This window comes from Micromonospora sp. NPDC005220, assembly GCF_040607895.1.
Classification (GTDB): domain Bacteria; phylum Actinomycetota; class Actinomycetes; order Mycobacteriales; family Micromonosporaceae; genus Micromonospora.
Window position 1 is genome coordinate 20,138 of the sequence record NZ_JBEXHP010000004.1, and the last position, 18,100, is coordinate 38,237.

General features: G+C 72.6%; 19 protein-coding genes and 2 tRNA genes. 9 read left to right on the plus strand and 12 right to left on the minus strand.

The window, feature by feature from the left end:
• Positions 1–118 precede the first annotated feature (118 nt).
• From rsgA to ABZU52_RS02925, 3 genes are read left to right on the plus strand one after another with little or no spacing between them, the layout of a single operon-like run.
• Positions 119–1,114: a ribosome small subunit-dependent GTPase A gene (gene rsgA / locus ABZU52_RS02915; protein ID WP_238661996.1), complete on the plus strand. Its 996-nt coding sequence runs from the start codon at positions 119–121 to the stop codon at positions 1,112–1,114.
• Between the two features lie 28 nt (positions 1,115–1,142).
• Complete coding sequence (gene hisN, locus ABZU52_RS02920; RefSeq protein ID WP_354969397.1) at positions 1,143–1,961, plus strand: histidinol-phosphatase; 819 nt, start codon at positions 1,143–1,145, stop codon at positions 1,959–1,961.
• Positions 1,962–2,020: 59 nt separating this feature from the next.
• Positions 2,021–2,875: a hypothetical protein gene (locus ABZU52_RS02925; RefSeq protein ID WP_354969499.1), complete on the plus strand. Its 855-nt coding sequence runs from the start codon at positions 2,021–2,023 to the stop codon at positions 2,873–2,875.
• A 28-nt stretch (positions 2,876–2,903) separates the two neighbouring features.
• On the opposite strand, the gene ABZU52_RS02930 is transcribed toward ABZU52_RS02925, so the two are convergent.
• The gene (locus ABZU52_RS02930; protein WP_354969398.1) at positions 2,904–4,103 is read right to left on the minus strand and encodes a glycosyltransferase; all 1,200 of its coding nucleotides are present in this window, start codon (positions 4,101–4,103) and stop codon (positions 2,904–2,906) included.
• Between the two features lie 224 nt (positions 4,104–4,327).
• On the opposite strand from ABZU52_RS02930, the gene ABZU52_RS02935 reads away from it, so the two are divergent.
• The 3 genes from ABZU52_RS02935 (at position 4,328) to ABZU52_RS02945 (ending at position 6,778) form a co-directional block, all read left to right on the plus strand.
• A complete protein-coding gene (locus ABZU52_RS02935) occupies positions 4,328–5,326 on the plus strand; it encodes an SDR family oxidoreductase (protein ID WP_354969399.1) in 999 nt (332 codons plus the stop codon).
• Positions 5,326–6,117 (plus strand): ATP-binding protein, encoded by a 792-nt coding sequence (locus ABZU52_RS02940; protein ID WP_354969400.1) that lies wholly within the window; start codon positions 5,326–5,328, stop codon positions 6,115–6,117. The genes ABZU52_RS02935 and ABZU52_RS02940 overlap by 1 nt, the downstream gene beginning before the upstream one ends.
• An 88-nt stretch (positions 6,118–6,205) precedes the next feature.
• The gene (locus ABZU52_RS02945; RefSeq protein WP_354969401.1) at positions 6,206–6,778 is read left to right on the plus strand and encodes a DUF5709 domain-containing protein; all 573 of its coding nucleotides are present in this window, start codon (positions 6,206–6,208) and stop codon (positions 6,776–6,778) included.
• A gap of 55 nt (positions 6,779–6,833) precedes the next feature.
• On the opposite strand, the gene ABZU52_RS02950 is transcribed toward ABZU52_RS02945, so the two are convergent.
• Entirely contained in the window at positions 6,834–7,487 is a 654-nt protein-coding gene (locus ABZU52_RS02950; protein WP_354969500.1) for a response regulator transcription factor, read from the minus strand.
• 14 nt (positions 7,488–7,501) lie between these two features.
• Positions 7,502–8,635, minus strand: coding sequence for a DUF5931 domain-containing protein (locus ABZU52_RS02955; protein WP_354969402.1), 1,134 nt, complete (start codon positions 8,633–8,635; stop codon positions 7,502–7,504).
• Positions 8,636–8,755: 120 nt separating this feature from the next.
• Here ABZU52_RS02955 and ABZU52_RS02960 point away from each other — a divergent pair, with 120 nt between their 5' ends.
• On the plus strand, positions 8,756–9,214 hold the full coding sequence (locus ABZU52_RS02960; protein WP_354969403.1) for an ATP-binding protein: 459 nt from the start codon (positions 8,756–8,758) through the stop codon (positions 9,212–9,214).
• Between the two features lie 418 nt (positions 9,215–9,632).
• Here ABZU52_RS02960 and ABZU52_RS02965 read toward each other — a convergent pair whose 3' ends face one another.
• The gene (locus ABZU52_RS02965) at positions 9,633–10,571 is read right to left on the minus strand and encodes a ribose-phosphate pyrophosphokinase (protein WP_354969404.1); all 939 of its coding nucleotides are present in this window, start codon (positions 10,569–10,571) and stop codon (positions 9,633–9,635) included.
• Positions 10,572–10,673: 102 nt separating this feature from the next.
• On the opposite strand from ABZU52_RS02965, the gene glpK reads away from it, so the two are divergent.
• Entirely contained in the window at positions 10,674–12,158 is a 1,485-nt protein-coding gene (gene glpK / locus ABZU52_RS02970; protein ID WP_354969405.1) for a glycerol kinase GlpK, read from the plus strand.
• 2 nt (positions 12,159–12,160) lie between these two features.
• Here the strand turns inward: glpK and ABZU52_RS02975 are convergent, their stop codons facing one another.
• The 3 genes from ABZU52_RS02975 to ABZU52_RS02985 form a co-directional block, all read right to left on the minus strand.
• Positions 12,161–12,325, minus strand: coding sequence for a DUF397 domain-containing protein (locus ABZU52_RS02975; RefSeq protein WP_347663237.1), 165 nt, complete (start codon positions 12,323–12,325; stop codon positions 12,161–12,163).
• 26 nt (positions 12,326–12,351) lie between these two features.
• Complete coding sequence (locus ABZU52_RS02980) at positions 12,352–13,134, minus strand: helix-turn-helix transcriptional regulator (protein WP_354969406.1); 783 nt, start codon at positions 13,132–13,134, stop codon at positions 12,352–12,354.
• A gap of 94 nt (positions 13,135–13,228) precedes the next feature.
• On the minus strand, positions 13,229–14,062 hold the full coding sequence (locus tag ABZU52_RS02985) for a phosphoribosylaminoimidazolesuccinocarboxamide synthase (RefSeq protein WP_354969407.1): 834 nt from the start codon (positions 14,060–14,062) through the stop codon (positions 13,229–13,231).
• Between the two features lie 137 nt (positions 14,063–14,199).
• On the opposite strand from ABZU52_RS02985, the gene ABZU52_RS02990 reads away from it, so the two are divergent.
• Positions 14,200–15,519 (plus strand): extracellular solute-binding protein, encoded by a 1,320-nt coding sequence (locus ABZU52_RS02990; RefSeq protein ID WP_354969408.1) that lies wholly within the window; start codon positions 14,200–14,202, stop codon positions 15,517–15,519.
• A 57-nt stretch (positions 15,520–15,576) separates the two neighbouring features.
• Here ABZU52_RS02990 and ABZU52_RS02995 read toward each other — a convergent pair whose 3' ends face one another.
• The 5 genes from ABZU52_RS02995 to ABZU52_RS03015 all read right to left on the minus strand — a co-directional run bounded on the left by ABZU52_RS02995 (position 15,577) and on the right by ABZU52_RS03015 (position 18,069).
• Positions 15,577–15,825: a hypothetical protein gene (locus ABZU52_RS02995; RefSeq protein ID WP_354969409.1), complete on the minus strand. Its 249-nt coding sequence runs from the start codon at positions 15,823–15,825 to the stop codon at positions 15,577–15,579.
• A 435-nt stretch (positions 15,826–16,260) separates the two neighbouring features.
• Positions 16,261–16,337: transfer RNA gene (locus ABZU52_RS03000), tRNA-Met, on the minus strand.
• Positions 16,338–16,461: 124 nt separating this feature from the next.
• Positions 16,462–16,535: transfer RNA gene (locus ABZU52_RS03005), tRNA-Met, on the minus strand.
• Between the two features lie 105 nt (positions 16,536–16,640).
• A complete protein-coding gene (locus ABZU52_RS03010) occupies positions 16,641–17,570 on the minus strand; it encodes a hypothetical protein (protein ID WP_354969410.1) in 930 nt (309 codons plus the stop codon).
• Complete coding sequence (locus ABZU52_RS03015; protein WP_354969411.1) at positions 17,560–18,069, minus strand: SigE family RNA polymerase sigma factor; 510 nt, start codon at positions 18,067–18,069, stop codon at positions 17,560–17,562. The genes ABZU52_RS03010 and ABZU52_RS03015 overlap by 11 nt, the downstream gene beginning before the upstream one ends.
• Between the last annotated feature and the right edge of the window lie 31 nt (positions 18,070–18,100).

Consider the following 18,100-nt stretch of genomic DNA (forward strand, 5'->3'; position numbering starts at 1 on the left):
CCTGGCGACCAGACGGCGGGAGTACGACGAGGACGACGTACGGGTTCGGCCCGGAAAGTCGTCGCGCCCGCGTACGCGCACCCGCCCGCAGCACGCCGACGCGGTCGACGGGTTCGTCATCGCCGTCGACCGGGGCCGTTACACCTGCGTGCTGTCCGGCGCCGAGCGCGGCGTGGTCGGCGCGGAGCTGCCCACCGTCACCGCGATGCGGGCCCGCGAGCTGGGCCGTAAGTCGGTGGTGGTCGGTGACCGGGTCAGCCTGGTCGGCGACACCTCCGGCGCGGAGGGCGCTCTGGCCCGCATCGTCCGGATCGCCGAGCGACGCTCGGTGCTGCGCCGCACCGCCGACGACGACGAGACCACCGCCGAGGGTCGGCTGGAACGGGTGGTGGTGGCGAACGCCGACCAGTTGGTGATCGTCAGCGCGTTGGCCGACCCGCCGCCGCGTACCGGGTTCATCGACCGCTGCCTGGTGGCCGCGTACGACGCGGACGTCGAGCCGCTGCTCTGCCTCACCAAGGCCGACCTGGCCGGGCCGGAGGAGGTGCTCGGGTACTACACCGAGCTGGAGCTGCCGTACGTGCTCAACCGCCCCGACTCCGACCTCGACGCGCTCCGTGCGCTGCTGAGCGGCAAGGTGTCGGTACTGGTCGGGCACTCCGGGGTGGGCAAGTCGACGCTTGTCAACCGCCTCGTTCCGGACGCGCTGCGCGCGGTAGGCGTGGTCAGCGCGATCGGCCGGGGCCGGCACACCTCGACCAGCGCGGTGGCGCTGCGGCTGCCACCGGTGCCCGGGGTCGACACCGACCCGGGCTGGATCATCGACACCCCCGGCATCCGCAGCTTCGGGTTGGCGCACGTCTCGGCCGACAGCCTGCTGCACGGCTTTCCGGACCTGGTCGAGGGCACCGTCGACTGCCCACCGAACTGTCCACACACCGCCGACGAGGCGGACTGTGGGCTGGACGCGTGGGTGGCCGCCGGTAAGGCCGACCCGCGCCGGCTGGCCTCGTACCGTCGATTGCTCGCCTCTCGCGCCGGCGAGGGTGACTCGCGCGGCGACAGCGACCAGCGCGGGCCCGGCGAGGGCGACCGGCGCGGGCCCGACGAGTGACCCGACGGGCGTGGGCTAGGTTGCCGGCATGACCGGGTACGCCGACGACCTCGCCCTCGCTCACCTGCTCGCCGACCGGGCCGACGCCATCGCCATGGCCCGGTTCCGCGCGCTCGACCTGCGCGTCGAGGCGAAGCCCGACCTGACCCCGGTCTCCGACGCGGACACCGCCGTGGAGCGGGAGATCCGCGCCCTGCTGGCCGAGCACCGGCCGGCCGACGGGCTGCTCGGTGAGGAGTACGGCGCGCAGTTGTCCGCCGACCCGAACGGCCGCCGGTGGATCATCGACCCGATCGACGGCACCAAGAACTTCGTCCGTGGCGTGCCGATCTGGGCCACCCTGATCGCGCTCTACGACGGTGACCGGCCGGCGGTCGGCGTGGTGTCCGCGCCGGCGCTCGGCCGACGCTGGTGGGCCAGCGCGGGCGCGGGCGCGTACGCCGGGCCGGGCCCCGCGGCCGGCGAGCGGATCGGCGTCTCCGCGGTGCGGGGCATCGCGGACGCCAGCTTCTGCTACTCGTCACTGAACGGGTGGGAGAGCGCCGGACGGCTGGACGCGGTGCTCGACCTGATGCGGGACAGCTGGCGCAGCCGGGCCTACGGCGACTTCTACGGCTACATGCTGTTGGCCGAGGGGGCGCTCGACGTGATGGCCGAGCCGGAGCTGTCCCTGTGGGATGTGGCGGCGCTGGTGCCGATCGTCACGGAGGCGGGTGGCACGGTCACGGATCTGGCTGGTCGACAGGCGCCCGCCGGCCCACCGGGCACCGACAGCAGCGCGGTGGCCACCAACGGTGTGCTGCACGCCGACATCCTCGCCCGCCTGGTTCGACCAGCCGAGCGCTGACCCTCGACACCCTCTATCCTCGCCAGGTGGTCTCCTCCGGCTGGTGCTTTCTCGCGGCGATGATCGTCGCGTACGGCTTCGCCAACCTGCTCCAGTCGGTGGCGGCGGCCCGCACCACGGTCCACCACACCTTCGATCCGGGCCTGCTGCTGCGCCTCGCCGGGCACCGGACGTACCTGGTCGGCCTCGGCTGCCAGATCGGCGGCTTCGTGCTCGCCTTCCTGGCCCGGCGGGACCTGCCGCTGTTCCTCGTGCAGGCCAGCGTGGCCGCCGGGCTTGGGGTGACCGCCATCCTCGGGGTGCTGGTGCTGAAGTGGCGGCTTCCGGCGGCGGAGGTGGTGCTGCTGGCGCTGCTCTTCGCCGGGATCACCGCGCTGGTGCTGTCCGCCCGGCCGGCGCCGTCGAAGCAGCTCGGCACCGCCGGCTCGATCGCCCTGCTGGTGGCGCTCGGCGTGATCGCGGTGCTCGGTATCTTCGCCGTCCGGCTGCACGGGGCACCGGGTTCGGTGGCCCTCGGCTCACTGGCCGGGCTGGCGTTCAGCTCGGCCGCGGTCGCCGCCCGACCACTGGCCTCCGCGCCGTCCGCCGAGGCGTTCCTCACCAACCCGCTGTTCTACCTGCTGATCGCCCACTCGATCGTCGGTCAGCTGCTGCTCGGTCTGGCCATGCAGCGCGGCTCGACGACCGCCGCGGTCGCCGCGATGGACGCGGCCGGCGCGGTGCCGGCCGCGATCGTCGGCCTGCTGCTGCTCAACGACAAGATCTGGCCGGGGCGGGAGTGGCTGGCCGCGGTCGGCTTCCTGGTCACCCTGGCCGCGGTGATCGGCCTGACCCGGTACGCCGAACCGCAGCAGCACCGCTCGGTGACCCGCCGTCGGGACCCCGCCATGGTCGGTGCCGGCCGGCCAGGCTGACCGACCGGCACCCGAGGCGCTTCAGGTCCTAGGCTTCGACCGGCTTGCGGCGGCTCACCACCCGCTCGTAGAGACGCTCCAACGCACCGGCGGTCCGCTCCCAGGTGTAGCTGCTGCGCACCCGGTCCACCGCGGCGTGCCCGTACGCGAACCGGCCGGCGTTGTCGGCGAGCAGCCGGCGCAACGACACTCCGAGGGCACGTACGTCACCGGGGGGCACCAGACGGCCGGTGACCTCGTCGACAACGGCGTCCGCCAGCCCGCCCATGGCGTAGCCGATCACCGGCACCCCGCAGGCCATCGCCTCCAGTGACACCCGCCCGGCCGAGGAGTAGTGCGGCGTGCAGGCGACCACGTCCGCCGACCGGTACCAGGTGGCCATCTGGTCGTGCGGCACCGCCCCGACGAGCCGTACCTGGTCGACCACGCCGATCTGCTCGGCCAGCTCGCGCAGCCGTCGCGCCTCGGCGTGGTTGGCCAACTGGTCGGCCGGCGGCCCGCCGGCGATCACCAGCTCGGCGTCACCGACCAGCCGCATCGCCCGGACCAGGTCCTCCTGGCCGTGCCCGGCGGCGAGCGAACCCACCGAGAGGATGCGGGGCCGCTGTTCGCGCGGTGCGGCCTCGCCGTCGGGGTGGAACAGGTCGATGTCGACGCCGGCCGGCACCAACGCGACCGAGGTGCGTTGCAGGCCCATCCGGGTCAGCTCGTCGACCTCGTCGTTGGACTGGGCCACGGCGATGTCGACCGCCCGGGTCAACGCCCGCTCCAGCGTGATCCGCTGACCCGGCCCGTCGTAGTGCCCGCCCAGGTGACGCAGCTGCTCGATGCCGAGCGAGTGGAACGTCTGCACCACCGGAATGTCGGTCTCCCGCACGGCGTGCGCGGCGGCCAGGCCACCGACCCAGTAGTGCCCGTGCACCACCTCGGGCGCCCAGGCACCCGACCATTCGTCGGCCAGCCAGCGGCCGACCTCCGTCACGTACGGGATCAGCTCGGCGGTGGGTAGTGGGGTGGGCGGCCCGGCGGGCACCTGGTGCACCTGGTAGCCGTCGACGTTCGTCGTCGCCGGCAGTGCCGGGTCGTCCCGGCGTTGGTAGAGCCGGACATCATGGCCTCGCTCGGCCAGCTCGGCGGCGACCCGCGCGATGTGCTGTCGGGTGCCAACTGGCGGCCCATCGGCGTGGCGGTGGGAACTGGCGTGCGCGCAGACGAGGCCGACGCGCATGGGTCACCTCCCTGCGATCTTTCCTCGGCGGTGGTCCTCCCGGTCAGAGCGTCCCATTAACCCCGCGACGCTGAGCCGAAACCTGGCAGATCAGGAAGAGTCCCCGCGAGTGCCACCGACACTTGCGCCACGGCAAGCACATGCGACACGCGACCACCCGGTGCGACGATGATCGACAAGCCGTTGCCGGTGTGACCAGGTACGGCCGGGGGTACCGCTGTGGAATGCCGCTGACCCGCAGTCTTGACGATTCGACCGTGGTGATCACCGGCGCGTCCAGCGGGATCGGCACGGCGACCGCGTACGCGTTGGCCCGCCGGGGCGCCGCCGTCGTGCTGGCCGCCCGCAGTGAGCCCGCCCTGCGACAGGTCGCCCAGCACTGCCGGCAGCTGGGCGGTCGGGCGCTTGTCGTACCGACCGATGTGACCGACCTGGAGTCGGTGCGGCGGCTGGCCGATCAGGCGGCGGCCGAGTTCGACCGGATCGACGCCTGGGTGAACAACGCCGCGGTGAGCGCGGTGGGCCTGTTCGACGAGATCCCGGTCGCCGAGTTCCGCCGGGTGCTGGAGGTCAACCTGCTCGGGGCGGTGCACGGCATCAAGGCGGCCCTGCCCTACCTGGACGCCGCCGGTGGCGGTGTGCTGATCAACAACGCCTCGGTGCTGGCCGAGGTGGCCATGCCGTACCAGTCGGCGTACAACGCCACCAAGCACGGCATCCGCGGGCTGGCCGACACCGTCCGACAGGAGCTGCGGGTCACCGGCCGCGGTCAGATCTCCGTCTGCACCGTGCTGCCAGCCACGATCGACACCCCGTTCTTTCGGCACGCCGGCAACCACAGCGGCCGGGAGTTGGTGCCGCCACCGCCGATCTACCCGCCGGAGGTGGTCGCCGAGACCATCGTCCGGCTGCTGCGCCGGCCCCGCCGCGAGGCGTACGCCGGTGGCGCGGGCCGGCTGATCGGCCTCCAGTGGCGGCTGGCGCCCGCGCTGGTGGAGCGCACCCTCGGCTGGTACGCGCACCGCACCCAGTTCGGTCCGGGTGCCCGGATGGACAGCAGCGGCAACGTGTTCCACGCCGATGCCCAGGCGCGCGCGGACGGGGGTTGGCACGGTCGACGGCGACAGTTGGTGCGGATGACGGCCGTGTTCGGTCTGGCCGCCGCCGGCACCGCTGTCGGCACCGTGGCGGCCATCAGCCGCCGCTCCGGGTCGGACCACTGATGGCCGATGTCGAGCGCCCGAATGCGCTGACCGTCACCGGCGCGCACAATGGGGCGATCATGTCGAGCTGTCTCGTGGAAATCGACGAGTCGTCAGCGGTGGTCCGGCTGACCGGTGTCCTCGATGCCGCCGCAACCGAGGCGGTACGCGGCGCGCTGCTGGCCCGTCTCGCGGCCCGGCCCGGTCCGCTGGTGGCCGACGTGACCGGCCTGCGGGTCGTCGACCCGACCGGGCGGGGCGTCTTCGCCGACGTACGCCGGGAGGTCGCCGACTGGCCCGCAGCGGATCTGCTGCTGTGTGACCCGGCGGTCGACGGGCCCGCCCAGCCGGACGCGGCGCTGGCCGGTGTGCCGGCCTGGCCGACGCTCGACGGCGCGCTGGCCGCGGTCGCGGCGACACCACTGGCGGCAGTGCTCAGCGCCGACCTGGCCCCGGTGGTGGGAGCCGCCCGGCAGGCGCGCGAGCTGGTCGCCACCGGTTGCGAGCGGTGGGGCATGCCGACGCTCATCGACCCGGCGTGCATCGCGATCACCGAGATGGTCAACAACGTGGTGGCGCACGCCCGGACCCCGATGACGGTCCGACTGGCGCCCGGGGAGACCACCCTGCACCTGGCGGTCCGCGACCACTCGCCGCGTCAGCCGACGTTCGCCGGGATATCTCCACCGACCCGGGCCGGCGGCCGGGGCCTGCTGCTGATCGACACGGTGACCCGTCGTTGGGGCAGCAGTGCGGTACCGGACGGCAAGGTCGTCTGGTGTGTGCTGGACCCGGAGGACGAGGCCACCTGACGGGGCTTTCGCCGTCCGCGCCCGGTTCCGCGTCGTACCGGCGACGGTCGCCCGGTTATGGCGGGAGGGCAGTGGGTAGTGATCAGACATGCGCGACAACGAGTACCCGACCCCCGTGTCCGACACCGAGGCGCAGGGGTTTCCCGACACCGCCGATGACGACTCGAGCGCCAACGACGACGTCCTGACCGGGCGTGAGGCGGACGGTCCGGACCCGGCCCAACTGCCCGGCGACCGGACGCCGGTGGCGGTGGACCGGTTCGGCACGACCGCCGAGGAGCAGCTCGACGGTGAGTCGTTGGACTACAAGCTCGACCGTGAGGTCTACGAACGCCCGGCGGACGACCCGCTGGCCGGGACGATCGACCCGCAGATCGCCTTCGAGGCGGACAATCTGGAAGCCGCGGCGGAGGCTCAGTTGGACGCCGACGTGATGGATCCCGGGCCGACCTCGGACCCGAACTCGCCGGTCTCCCTCTACGACCACGGTCAGCTCGGCACGGCCGCCGACGCCACGGTGGGCCGGCTGGTGGAACCGGACGAGGGGGCGCACACCGACCAGGAGACCGACTCGGTGGCGTACGACGCCGGATCGGCCGGAGGCGGCGCGACCGCCGAGGAGTTGGCCATCCACGAGACGGAGCCGCCGCGCTCGGTCTGACGTCCGCTCAGCCTGACGTCCGCTCAGCCTGACGTCCGCTCAGTCTGACGTCCGCTCAGTCGTCCAGGCCGCGCTCGATGGCGTACCGGGTCAGCTCGACCCGGTTGTGCAGTTGCAGCTTGCCCAGGGTGTTCTGCACGTGGTTCTGCACCGTGCGGTGCGACAGGCCGAGCCGCTGGGCGATCTGCTTGTACGACATCCCCTTCGCCACCAGCCGCAGCACCTCCGTCTCCCGTTCGGTCAGCTGGGGCGTCGCCGGTTCGGCAGCGCCGGCCGGGCCGGTCCCCAGACCCGGTCCGGCGGCCAGCCGGCGGTACTCGCCGAGAACCAGCCCGGCCAGGCCGGGGGTGAAGACCGCATCGCCAGCCGCGGTGCGGTGGACCGCCTCCAGGAACTCGGCGGGCGCGGTCGACTTCACCAGGTAGCCGGTGGCGCCGGCCTTGACCGCGTCCAGCACGCTCTGCTGTTCGCCGCTGGCGCTGAGCATCAGCACCCGTACGGCGGGCAGCGCCGCGCGCAACCCCAGGATCACCTCGACGCCGGAGATGTCCGGTAGTTGCAGGTCGAGAACGACCACGTCGGGCCGGGCGGCGGCGGCCACCCGGATGGCCTGTCGCCCCTCACCGCTGGTCGCCACCACCAGAAACCCGGCCTCGGTCAGGTCGCGGGCCACCCCCTCCCGCCACATCGGATGGTCGTCCACCACCATCACCCGGATCGGGTTCACCGCGCTGACCTCGGCACGCTCAGCTCGATCTCGGTGCCCGCGTCGGGGGCGGACACGATCCGGACCGTCCCGCCCACGTCGGCCACCCGGCCCCGGATCGACTGGGTGACGCCGAGCCGGCCCTGGGCGGCCGCCTCGGCCAGCCGGCCGTCCGGGATGCCCGGCCCCTCGTCGCGGATCGACACGGTCACCGTCGCCCCCTCGTCCTCGATCAACACCCAGGCCCGCCCACCGGCGTGCCGCCCCACGTTGTCCAGGGCCGCGCCGGTCGCGGCGGCCAACTCGCCGGCCACCCGTCGGGGCAGCGGCACCGGGGTGGCCGGGGCGGAGAGCGCCACCGCCGCCGAGGCGTACCGGCCGAGCAGGGTGCGCAGGTCCACCGCCTCACCGCCGTCCGGGAGGCTGCCGGCGGCCGGGCCGGCGCCGGCGATCAGCGCCCGCAGGGCGGCCTCCTGCTCGCCGGCCAGCCGGGCCAGCTCGCCGGCCTCCCCGGGCAGGTCCGCGCCGCGCCGCTGCACCAGCGCCAACACCTGGAGAACCGAGTCGTGGATGTCCCGGGCCAGCCGCTCCCGCTCTCGGGTGGCGGCCTCCAGCTCCACCGCCTGTTGCAGCCGCTCCTCGGCGCTCGCCGCCAGCCGGGCCACGTGCCCGACCACCACGCCGGCGAGCAGCATCAGGATCACCCCGGTGAACGAGGACTGGCCGATCCGCTCCCGGGTGGCCAGGTCCGCGCCGGCGACGATCAGCGCGGCGACAGTGCCCCGCCGCCGGCCGCCGGAGACGGCCCAGGCCAGCACCGGGCCGGCCATCCAGGCCACCCCCAGGGTGGGTACGCCGTGGGTGAGCGCCGTCCGGCCGACCACCCACGGGGTGGCCAGCACGATGGCCACCACCACGCCGAGGTCGGCCAGCAGCAGCGGCCAGCGCCGCCAGGCCGGTCGGGCGTACCCGATCGCGGTCGCCCCGGTCCAGGCGATCATCAGCAAAATCAGGGCGCCGACGGCGTACGGGTGGGCGTACCGGTCGGCGTCGCGCACCGCGAGCGCGCAGACGTACGCCAGGGAGGCCAGCCTGAACACGGTGAGCGCACGCCACAGCGGCACCTCGAACCCACCCGGCGGCGACGGCATGGCGGTCAGGATGCCATAACCGGGTCGGCCGCACGGCGAGCAGCGAGTGCGGTTCGGGAAACCCTGACGTACGGTGGAAAAGCCGCGAATTACTCCGAGATGCGCCGCCGGGACGGGCCCATGACGAACGCAGATCCGCACGCACCGCGTACGGTTGTGCCCATCGAACCCTCCCTCCTGATCGCCGAGGCCTTTGACCAGGCCCAGGTGACCGAGATTCGACACTCGGTCACCTCCTGCGCGCACGCCTCGGGTCTCATCGGTCAACGGCTGGACGACTTCGTGCTCGCGATCAACGAATTGATCACCAACGCGGTGCGGCACGGTGGCGGGCGCGGCTGGCTGCGGCTCTGGCGCGAGTCGGGCGCCCTGGTCTGCGAGGTCGCCGACTACGGGCACGGGATCAGCCCGCAGCGGCTGGGCGACCGCAGTCGGCCGGCCCCGGACACCGCTGGCGGCTGGGGGCTCTGGCTGGCCCGGGAGCTGACCGACGCGATGGATGTCGTCACCGGCACCGCCGGCACCACCGTCCGCATCACCACCGCCCTAACGAACCACCACCACCCCACTCCGCGCTAACCCGCCCCGCCTCGCCTCGCCTCGCCTCAGCTCGCCCCGCTCCGCCCCGCCCCGCCCCCCGCCCCGCCCCGCCTCGCCCCCCGCCCCTCGCCTCGCCTCGCCTCGCCTCGCCTCGCCCCGCCTCGCCTCGCCTCGCCTCGCCTCGCCGATCATGCAGTTGTGGTGGGGGACAAAGTCAACAAGTAGTACCAAAACAGGCACCACAACTGCATGATCGACCAGGCCTGGCCTCGATCTTGCACTTACTGTCCCGACGTAAGGCGCATTCCACGCTTTTCGACGACCGGAACTGCAAGATCGACGGGCGCGGGCGCGGGCGCGGGCGCGGGCGTCGGCGCGGCGCGGGAGCAGGGCGCGGGGCGGCGCGGGGCGATAGCAGGGCCCGGGGCGGCGCGGGGCGGAAGTAGGCGCGGGCGGGTTAGGCGAAGAGGGCGGAGACGCTTTCGCCGTTGTGGATTCGGCGCGTCGCCTCGGCCAGGGCGGGGGCCACCGACAGGACCTGCAACTTGGGGACCCGCTTGGCGGCCGGGATGGGCACCGTGTTGGTGCAGACGATCTCCAGGACGCCGTCCTGGTCGCTGAGCCGCTGCAAGGCGTCGCCGGAGAAGAGTCCGTGCGTGCAGGCGAGCCGGATCGACCGGACCTTCAGGCCACGGAGATGCTCCATCAGCTCGACCACCGTGCTGCCCTTGGCGATCTCGTCGTCCAACACGATGACGTCCCGGTCGGTCACGTCGCCGATCACCGCGCTGATCTTGACCAGGTCGTCGCTGAACCGCTGCTTCGCGCCGGCCGCGACCGGCGTGCCGAGCAGCCGCGCGAAGGCTGCGGCCTCCTTGGCGTTACCCAGGTCGGGCGAGACCACCACGGTGTTGCTGAGGTCGTAGCGCCGGAAGTGGGTGGCCAGCTCCCGCAGCGCGTGCAGGTGATCCACCGGCACGCTGAAGAAGCCGTGCACCTGCGGCGAGTGCAGGGTCATCGCGAGCACCCGGTCCGCCCCGGCCGAGGTGAGCAGGTCAGCGACGAGGCGGGCGCCGATCGAGATCCGCGGCGCGTCCTTCTTGTCCGACCGGGCGTACGCGTAGTGCGGCAGCACCACAGTGATCCGACCGGCGGAGGCACCCCGGGCGGCGTCGATCATCAGCAGCAGCTCGACCAGGTTCTCCTGCACCGGCGGCACCAGCGGCTGGATCAGGAAGACGTCCCGCTCCCGGCAGTTGGCCTGCAACTGGACTTCCAGGCAGTCGTTCGCGAACCGGGAGACCCGCACCGGGTGCAGCGGCACCCCCAGGTGGGCGCAGATCTCGGCAGCCAGGTCGGGATGGGCGGTTCCACTGAAAACTGCGATGTCGCGCACGTTCGCACATCGTAGGCGAAGCGGCTGGCCGCCGACGGGGGCGGGCCGAAACCCACCGTGACGCCTGACGCACCGCGCCGCCGGTCCGGGTACGGTGCTGCGGTGACCCCCCAGTACGTCGCCGCCATCGACCAGGGCACCACCTCCTCGCGGTGCATCGTCTTCGACCGGGCCGGGGACATCGTCGCCGTGGCCCAGCGCGAGCACCGGCAGATCTTCCCCCGACCGGGTTGGGTGGAGCACGACGCCGAGGAGATCTGGGACAACGTCCAGCAGGTGGTCGCCGAGGCGCTGCGGGCCGCCGGCACCGACGCGCCCGGGTTGGCCGCCGTCGGCATCACCAACCAGCGGGAGACCACAGTCGTCTGGGACCGGGCCACCGGCCGCCCGGTGGCCAACGCCATCGTCTGGCAGGACACCCGCACCGGGCCGCTGCTGCGCGAGCTGGCTTCGGCGTACGGCGAGGAGCGGTTCCGGGCCCGCACGGGCCTGCCGCTGGCCACCTACTTCGCCGGGCCGAAGCTGCGCTGGCTGCTCGACGAGGTCGACGGCCTGCGCGAACGCGCCGAGCGCGGCGAGGTGCTCTTCGGCACCATGGACAGCTGGCTGATCTGGAAGCTGACCGGCGAGCACGTCACCGACGTCACCAATGCCAGCCGGACCATGCTGATGGACCTCACCACCCTGGACTGGGCGCCGGAGCTGCTGGACGCGATGGGCGTGCCGGCCGCGATGCTGCCGGAGATCCGCTGCTCCGCCGAGGTGTACGGCACGGCCGGCGGGGTGCTCGCCGGGGTGCCGGTGGCCAGTGCCCTCGGTGATCAGCAGGCGGCCCTGTTCGGGCAGACTTGCTTCCAGCCGGGCGAGGCGAAGTGCACCTACGGCACCGGCAGCTTCCTGCTGCTCAACACCGGCGCCAGCCCGGTCCCGTCGACGCACGGCCTGCTCACCACGGTCGCCTACCGGATCAAGGACCAACCACCGGCGTACGCCCTCGAAGGCGCCATCGCGGTCACCGGCTCGCTGGTGCAGTGGCTGCGGGACAACCTCGGGCTGATCTCCACGGCCGCCGAGGTGGAGGACCTGGCCCGCACCGTTGACGACAACGGCGGCTGCTACGTGGTGCCGGCGTTCTCGGGGCTGTTCGCCCCGCACTGGCGCAGCGACGCTCGCGGTGTGATCGCCGGCCTGACCGGCTACATCACCAAGGGACACCTGGCGCGGGCGGTGCTGGAGGCGTCGGCGTGGCAGACCCGCGAGGTGGTCGACGCGATGAACGCCGACTCCGACGTGGCGCTGCGCCGACTGCGGGTGGACGGCGGGATGACCGCCAACGGCCTGCTCATGCAGTTCCTCGCCGATGTGCTCGACGTGCCGGTGGTCCGTTCCCGGATCACCGAGACCACCTGCCTGGGCGCCGCGTACGCGGCCGGTCTGGCGGTCGGCTTCTGGCCGGACCTGGCCACCCTGCGGGCGCAGTGGCGCTCCGACGCGCAGTGGGAGCCGAGCATGGCCCCGGACCTGCGCGACCGGGAGCTGCACAACTGGCGCAAGGCCGTGCAGCGCACCCTCGACTGGGTGGAGTGACCTCAGCGGCCGGTGCGGACCCGCGCCACGAACGCGCGCCAGGCCGCCGGCGCGAAGGTCAGGACGGCGCCGGCGCGGTCGGTGGAGTCCCGGACCAGCACCTGGTCCGGGAGATTGTCGGCCACCTCGACGCAGGTGTCGCCGCCGTTGCCGCTCCGGGTCGACACGCGCCACCGAGGGGTGGGGGCGGAGTTCACAGCTCGTTCACCAGCTTTCCGATCAGCTCGACGGACACGCTCGCCGGCAGGGCCTCGCCCAGCAGGGTGTCCCACATCGTCCTGATGGTATCCACGGTGTCGGGCCGGTCGACGATCTGGCCGAAGACCCCGTCGATGTAGGCCACCTCGTCGCCGTCGGGCAGGTTGGCCAGCACGAAGCCGCCGGCGAGCCCGGGGTGCGCGCCCGCGCTGGCGGGGATCACGTAGAGCCGGACGTGGGGCAGGGTGGCCAGCTCGACCAGCCGTTCCAACTGGGCGAGCTGGACGTCCCGATCGCCGACCACGCGGCGCAGCGCGGTCTCGTCGACGACCGCGGTGAACCGCTTCGGGGCCGGGCCGGTCAGCAGCTCCTGGCGGGCCATCCGGCCGGCGACCAGCTGGTCGACCTGCTCCGGGGTGTGGGTGCCCTGGGCGCTGAGCACCGCGTGCGCGTACGCCTCGGTCTGGAGCAGGCCCGGCACCAGCGACGGCTGAACGGTGCGGAGGGCGACCGCCTCGGCCTCGATCGCCCGCCACGGCGCGAACCAGGCCGGCGACTCCTGCCGGGCCGCCACCGCCAGCAACTCGGCCAGCAGCCCGCCGGTGTCCAGCGCCGCATCCGCCGCCTCGGCAAACTGCGGGGTGGGCCGGCGCCGCCCGGTCTCGATCGCCGCGATGGTGGACGGACTCCACCTGATCAGCTCCGCGAGGGCCTCCTGCGAAATGCCCGCACCGGCCCGGGCCGCCTTGAGCGCCCTGATCCACATGTCGCCGTTCATCCGACCGCCCCAGACTCTACGAAGGGTGACGGGTCCATCCTCGGCGGTGACGACGGTCAGGTCCAGCAGGAGCGGTGAAAGCGCGGTGTCCCGGTCAGTCCCAGCGGTTGCCGGTGAGCTTCTCGTACACCTCGACGTAGCGAGCGCGCGTTGCCTCGACCACCTCGGCCGGCAGGTCCGGTGCCGGGGGCTGCTTGTTCCAGCCGCTACCGGTGGCCCAGTCCCGCACGTACTGCTTGTCGTAGGAGAACTGCACCCGGCCCGGCTGGTACGACTCGGCCGGCCAGAACCGTGACGAGTCGGAGGTGAGCAGCTCGTCGGCGAGGACCAGGGTGCCGTCCGGCGCCCAACCCAGCTCGATCTTGGTGTCGGCGATCAGGATGCCCCGGTCGGCGGCCAGCTCGGCGCCGCGCCGGTAGATGTCGAGGGTGATCTGCCGGAGCCGCTCGGCGGTGGCCTGACCCACCTTGTCCACCACGTCGTCGTACGTGATGGGCTCGTCGTGCTCGCCCATCGGCGCCTTGCTCGACGGCGTGAAGATCGGCTCAGGCAGGATCGACGCCTCGCCGAGCCCTCGCGGCAGTGGCACGCCGGAGACCGCGCCGGTCTGCTCGTACTCCCGGAGGCCGCCGCCGGTCAGGTAACCGCGAGCGACGCACTCGACCGGGACCATGTCCAGCCGCTGGCAGCGGATCGCCCGCCCGGCGAACTCGGCGGGCACGTCGGTGGCCGAGATGACATGGTTCGGCACCAGGTCGGCGAGCTGCTCGAACCACCAGAGCGAGAGGGCGGTGAGCAGGCGACCCTTGTCCGGGATCGGCGTCGGCAGCGCCACGTCGTAGATCGAGATGCGATCCGAGGCCACCAGGATCAGGTCGTCGCCGTCGGCGTAGACGTCCCGGACCTTGCCCGAGTGCAGAAGTTCCACGCGCCCTAGTACACCACGCGAGATTGGCGGGCCTGATTCGACCACCCGGCCGAGGGTGACCGGACGGACGTTGACACCTTCGTGCGCTGCCTGCGTGAATGGTCCGACCGCCACCCTCGTAGGTCCAGGAGAGCGCCGTGCCCGTTGTTCGACCCCCGCTCGACCGCCTCGGCGCCGACCCGGGCCGACGCCGACTGCTCGGCGCACTGCTCGGCGCGCCTCTGCTCGCGTCCGGCGGGTTGGTGGGGTGCAGCGACGGCGCCGCCACCTCGGCCCAGGACGGGCCCGTCGAGCTGTCGGTCTTCTGGTGGGGTGGCACCAAACGGGCCGAGCTCACCGAGAAGGCGCTACGGCTCTACTCGGATCGCAACCCCCGGGTCACCTTCCGGGTCACCTGGCAGGGCGCCGACGGCTACTACGACCGGCTGGCCACCCAGGCGGGCGGCGGGAACGTACCGGATCTGATCCAGATCGACGACGCAATGCTGACCGAGTACACCCAACGCCAGGTCATCCTCGACCTCACCGATCACCACCTGGACCTTCGGGGCCTGCCGGAGGGTCTGATCCGCTACGGCACGGTGGAGGGGCGGACGATGGCGGTCGCCGCCGGGCAGACCCACGCCGTCGTGGTGTTCAACCGGGACCTGCTGGGCGAGCTGGAGATGCCGGAGCCGCGCGCCGGGATGACCTGGGCCGACTACCTCTCCTGGGCCACCCAGGTCACCGAGGCCAGCGACGGCCGGGTGGCGGGCACCATGGACGGGTCGGGCGACTACCGGGCGCTCTGGCTCTGGCTGCGGTCGCAGGGCGGCGAGTTCTACCGGGGCAACCAGCTCGGCTTCGGCGCGGACGAGCTGATCGCGTGGTTCGAGTTGTGGCTGCGGGCCCGCAAGGACCGGGCCACGCCGAGCGCGGCGCTGGTCGAGCAGGCCGACAGCGGCGAGCCGGCCCGGCAACTGGTGGTGAACGGGGTGACCGCGGCGTCCTTCGCCTGGTCGCACCAGCTACCGGAGCTGCAACGACTCACTGAGTCCGAGTTGGGCATCGTCGGCTTCCCCGGCCCCCCGGGGGCGCAGTGGGCGCGGGCGTCGATGTACTGGGCGGCGTTCCGGGGCACCCGCCACCCGGACACGGTCGCCGACGTGATCAACTTTCTGACCACCAACGGTGAGGTTGGCGCCGTCCTCGGCCACGAGCGTGGGCTGAACGCCAGTGCCGCGGTCCGCCGCTACGCCGAGGGCAGCATCACCGACCCGGCGCAGCGACTGGCGGCCGCGTTCGGCGCCAGCATCGCCGACCTGCTCGGGCCGGCGCCGGCGCCGCCGCCGAAGGGGCACGCCAAGGTGCGCACCCTGCTGGTCACCGCCGCCGAGCGCATCCGGGTCAGGCGTGACGGCACCCGCGAGGCGACCGCGCGCTTCCTGTCCCAGGCCATCGCGGCGCTGGCGGTGTGAGCACCGGCAGCCGGCCCGAAGTCGGTCGCTGGTGACCCGTCGGCGCCTGCGGCCCGGTCAGCGCGGCGGGCCACCCCGGCGGCTACGCATCAGACGCAGCACCAGGAACACCACGATCGCGACCACCACCAGGCAGCAGAGCAGCGGGAGCACCCCGAAGCCGCTGCGGCCTCGCCGCCGGGCCGCCTCCACCACGATCTCGCCGGTGCCCGTGGACGCCCAGGCCGCGACGGGCACGAAGACCGCCAGTACGACCGCACCGAAGACCGCGCTCAGGCGGCCCCACCACTTACCGAATGAAGACATGTGCCCATCCTCGCCGAAGGGTGCAACCTCGGCACGTCGGTCCACGCCGAATCACGGGACCGGATCGTCCGGAACCCGCCGGCCAGCGCGCAACGTACCCGCAACGTCCCGGCAAAGATGATGATCTTTACATGAATCTCCCGAGGTGATCGGATTCGCCTCATGGCCAACTCTGCAGACAGTGCGCGGATCTCTCGTACCCGAAGGTCTGCGGCGGCAGCCGTCGGCGTCACAGTCGTCGCCGCTCTCCTCACCCCACGGCGGCGCACGGTGCCCCACCGCCCACACCGCCGTCACCCGGGCCTTCGGCCTGCGGTAACACCCCGCCGGGGGTCGGCGCCGACGAGGTGCCGGCCCCTTTGGGGGCTCATTGCGCAGCGGCAGCAAAAAAGACCGGCCCCCACACTGTGGGGGCCGGTCTCATATCACTTTCAGTGGTAGCGGGGACAGGATTTGAACCTGCGACCTCTGGGTTATGAGCCCAGCGAGCTACCGAGCTGCTCCACCCCGCGTCGACTGGTTAAGACTAACTCATCCGTCCCGGTGATGATCAGCGGGGGTCACCAACCGTTGCGGCCCGCCACGCCGAAAATCGAAAGCCCGCCTCCGGTGACCCGGAGACGGGCTTCGAACTTGTAGCGGGGACAGGATTTGAACCTGCGACCTCTGGGTTATGAGCCCAGCGAGCTACCGAGCTGCTCCACCCCGCGTCGGCTCGCTAACCGTAGCGCACCACCCCCGGGCCCCGCAAAACGACATCCGAATCCGCCGGCTGCCGGCCGGCACACCCTGGTGTGCCGGCCGGCAAACCCCGGTCAGCCAAGCCACCTCCGGATGGCGGAGACCGCGCGCCGAGCGTCCGCGTCGACCTGCGCCCGCTGGCTGGAGGTGCCCTCCCAGCCCTGCTCCCAGAGGATGGTCACCACGTCGCCGATCCGGATCGCCCGCACCAGCCGAACGATGTCCGTACCGGTCGGGTCGCCGTTGACGTCCTGACCCGCGTTGCGCATCTCGAACAGCACCGACTCGTCGCCGAACCCACTGTCGGGGAGCAGCCGCTGCCGGCTCCGCCCCGGAGTGTCACCCGGCGGCTTCTGCTCGGGGCAGTCCCGCACCGCCCGCCGCAGCTCCTCCAGCACGTCATCCGCGCGCCCGGCCTGATAAATGGTGATGGAGTGCGTGTAGCTACCGTCCGGGACGTACCCCTCGCCGCCGGGGCTCTGCGGCAGCTTGTAGACCAGGAGCCGGGTTCGGCGCTGCACGCCCGGCTCAGCCCCGATGTCTGCCCCACACAGACTCGGCAGCACTGCCACGTCCCGGAACTTCGGCGCGATGCCGATCTGGTTGTTCGACGCGAGCGCGAAGAACGCCCGATCCGGGATGCTGGTCGGCGTCCCGGGCTGCGTGCCGGTGCCACCCGGAGGCGTCGTCGTCGTACCCGGGGAGCGGCCGGGCGTCGTCGGCGAGACGGGCGGCGATGACGGAGCGCCGGTCACGCTCGGAGACGGCGACGCCAACGGCGTCGGCGTGCCGGCCGGCATGGGTACGGACGTCGGCGGCGGGGTGACCACCTGGGCACCGATCACCGCGCCCACCACCACCAGCGCCACGGCAAGGGTGCCCCCGGCCGCACGGAGGCGGGCCCGACGGTCCGCCTGGTGGCGCAGCACGTCGGGAACGCTCAGATCGGCAGCGTCAGCGTCGGCCGCGAGGGACCTGTACAGCTCGGACAATTCACGCGACATCGGTGGCCTCCAGTTCCACGACAGCCAGATCGGGCAACAACGCAGCGAGTCGGGCCCGGCCGCGGGACAGCCACGACTTCACCGTGCCGACCGGCACGTCGATCTCGTGGGCGATCTCCTCGACCGGCATGTCGAACAGGTAGTGCAGCGCCAACGCACGCCGGTGGGTGGCCGGCACCTGACGCAGAGCCTGGATCAGCAACACGCTGTCCTCGTTGGGCGGCGACACCGACGGCGGCGGCCCGGCCAACCGCAACGCGCCCCGCAGACTGCGCAGCCGCCGCCAGCGGTCGGTCGCCAGCCGGGCCACCACCAGCCGCAGCCACGCCTCCGGCGCCGGATGCGACGAGAGCCGCCCCCACTGCCGCCAAGCCCTGGTGTACGCCTCCTGCACCAGGTCCTGCGCCTCGCTGTGGTCGCCAGCGACCGCATAGCCGTACCGCAACATCCGCCTCGCCGTGCTGCGGTAGAAGTCATCGAAGCTTTGCGCATCTCTCACAACTTGCTCCCCCTCAGTTGCCCCGTCACAC

Bases quoted from the DNA above. Each gene is read 5' to 3' on its own strand.
- ABZU52_RS02960 (WP_354969403.1), top strand. From the start codon at position 8,756: ATGACGAACGCAGATCCGCACGCACCGCGTACGGTTGTGCCCATCGAA.
- ABZU52_RS02935 (WP_354969399.1), top strand. From the start codon at position 4,328: ATGCCGCTGACCCGCAGTCTTGACGATTCGACCGTGGTGATCACCGGC.
- hisN (WP_354969397.1), top strand. From the start codon at position 1,143: ATGACCGGGTACGCCGACGACCTCGCCCTCGCTCACCTGCTCGCCGAC.
- ABZU52_RS02945 (WP_354969401.1), top strand. From the start codon at position 6,206: ATGCGCGACAACGAGTACCCGACCCCCGTGTCCGACACCGAGGCGCAG.
- ABZU52_RS02940 (WP_354969400.1), top strand. From the start codon at position 5,326: ATGGCCGATGTCGAGCGCCCGAATGCGCTGACCGTCACCGGCGCGCAC.
- ABZU52_RS02955 (WP_354969402.1), bottom strand. From the start codon at position 8,635: ATGCCGTCGCCGCCGGGTGGGTTCGAGGTGCCGCTGTGGCGTGCGCTC.
- ABZU52_RS02950 (WP_354969500.1), bottom strand. From the start codon at position 7,487: ATGGTGGTGGACGACCATCCGATGTGGCGGGAGGGGGTGGCCCGCGAC.
- ABZU52_RS02930 (WP_354969398.1), bottom strand. From the start codon at position 4,103: ATGCGCGTCGGCCTCGTCTGCGCGCACGCCAGTTCCCACCGCCACGCC.
- ABZU52_RS02925 (WP_354969499.1), top strand. From the start codon at position 2,021: ATGATCGTCGCGTACGGCTTCGCCAACCTGCTCCAGTCGGTGGCGGCG.
- ABZU52_RS02995 (WP_354969409.1), bottom strand. From the start codon at position 15,825: ATGTCTTCATTCGGTAAGTGGTGGGGCCGCCTGAGCGCGGTCTTCGGT.
- ABZU52_RS03010 (WP_354969410.1), bottom strand. From the start codon at position 17,570: ATGTCGCGTGAATTGTCCGAGCTGTACAGGTCCCTCGCGGCCGACGCT.
- ABZU52_RS02980 (WP_354969406.1), bottom strand. From the start codon at position 13,134: ATGAACGGCGACATGTGGATCAGGGCGCTCAAGGCGGCCCGGGCCGGT.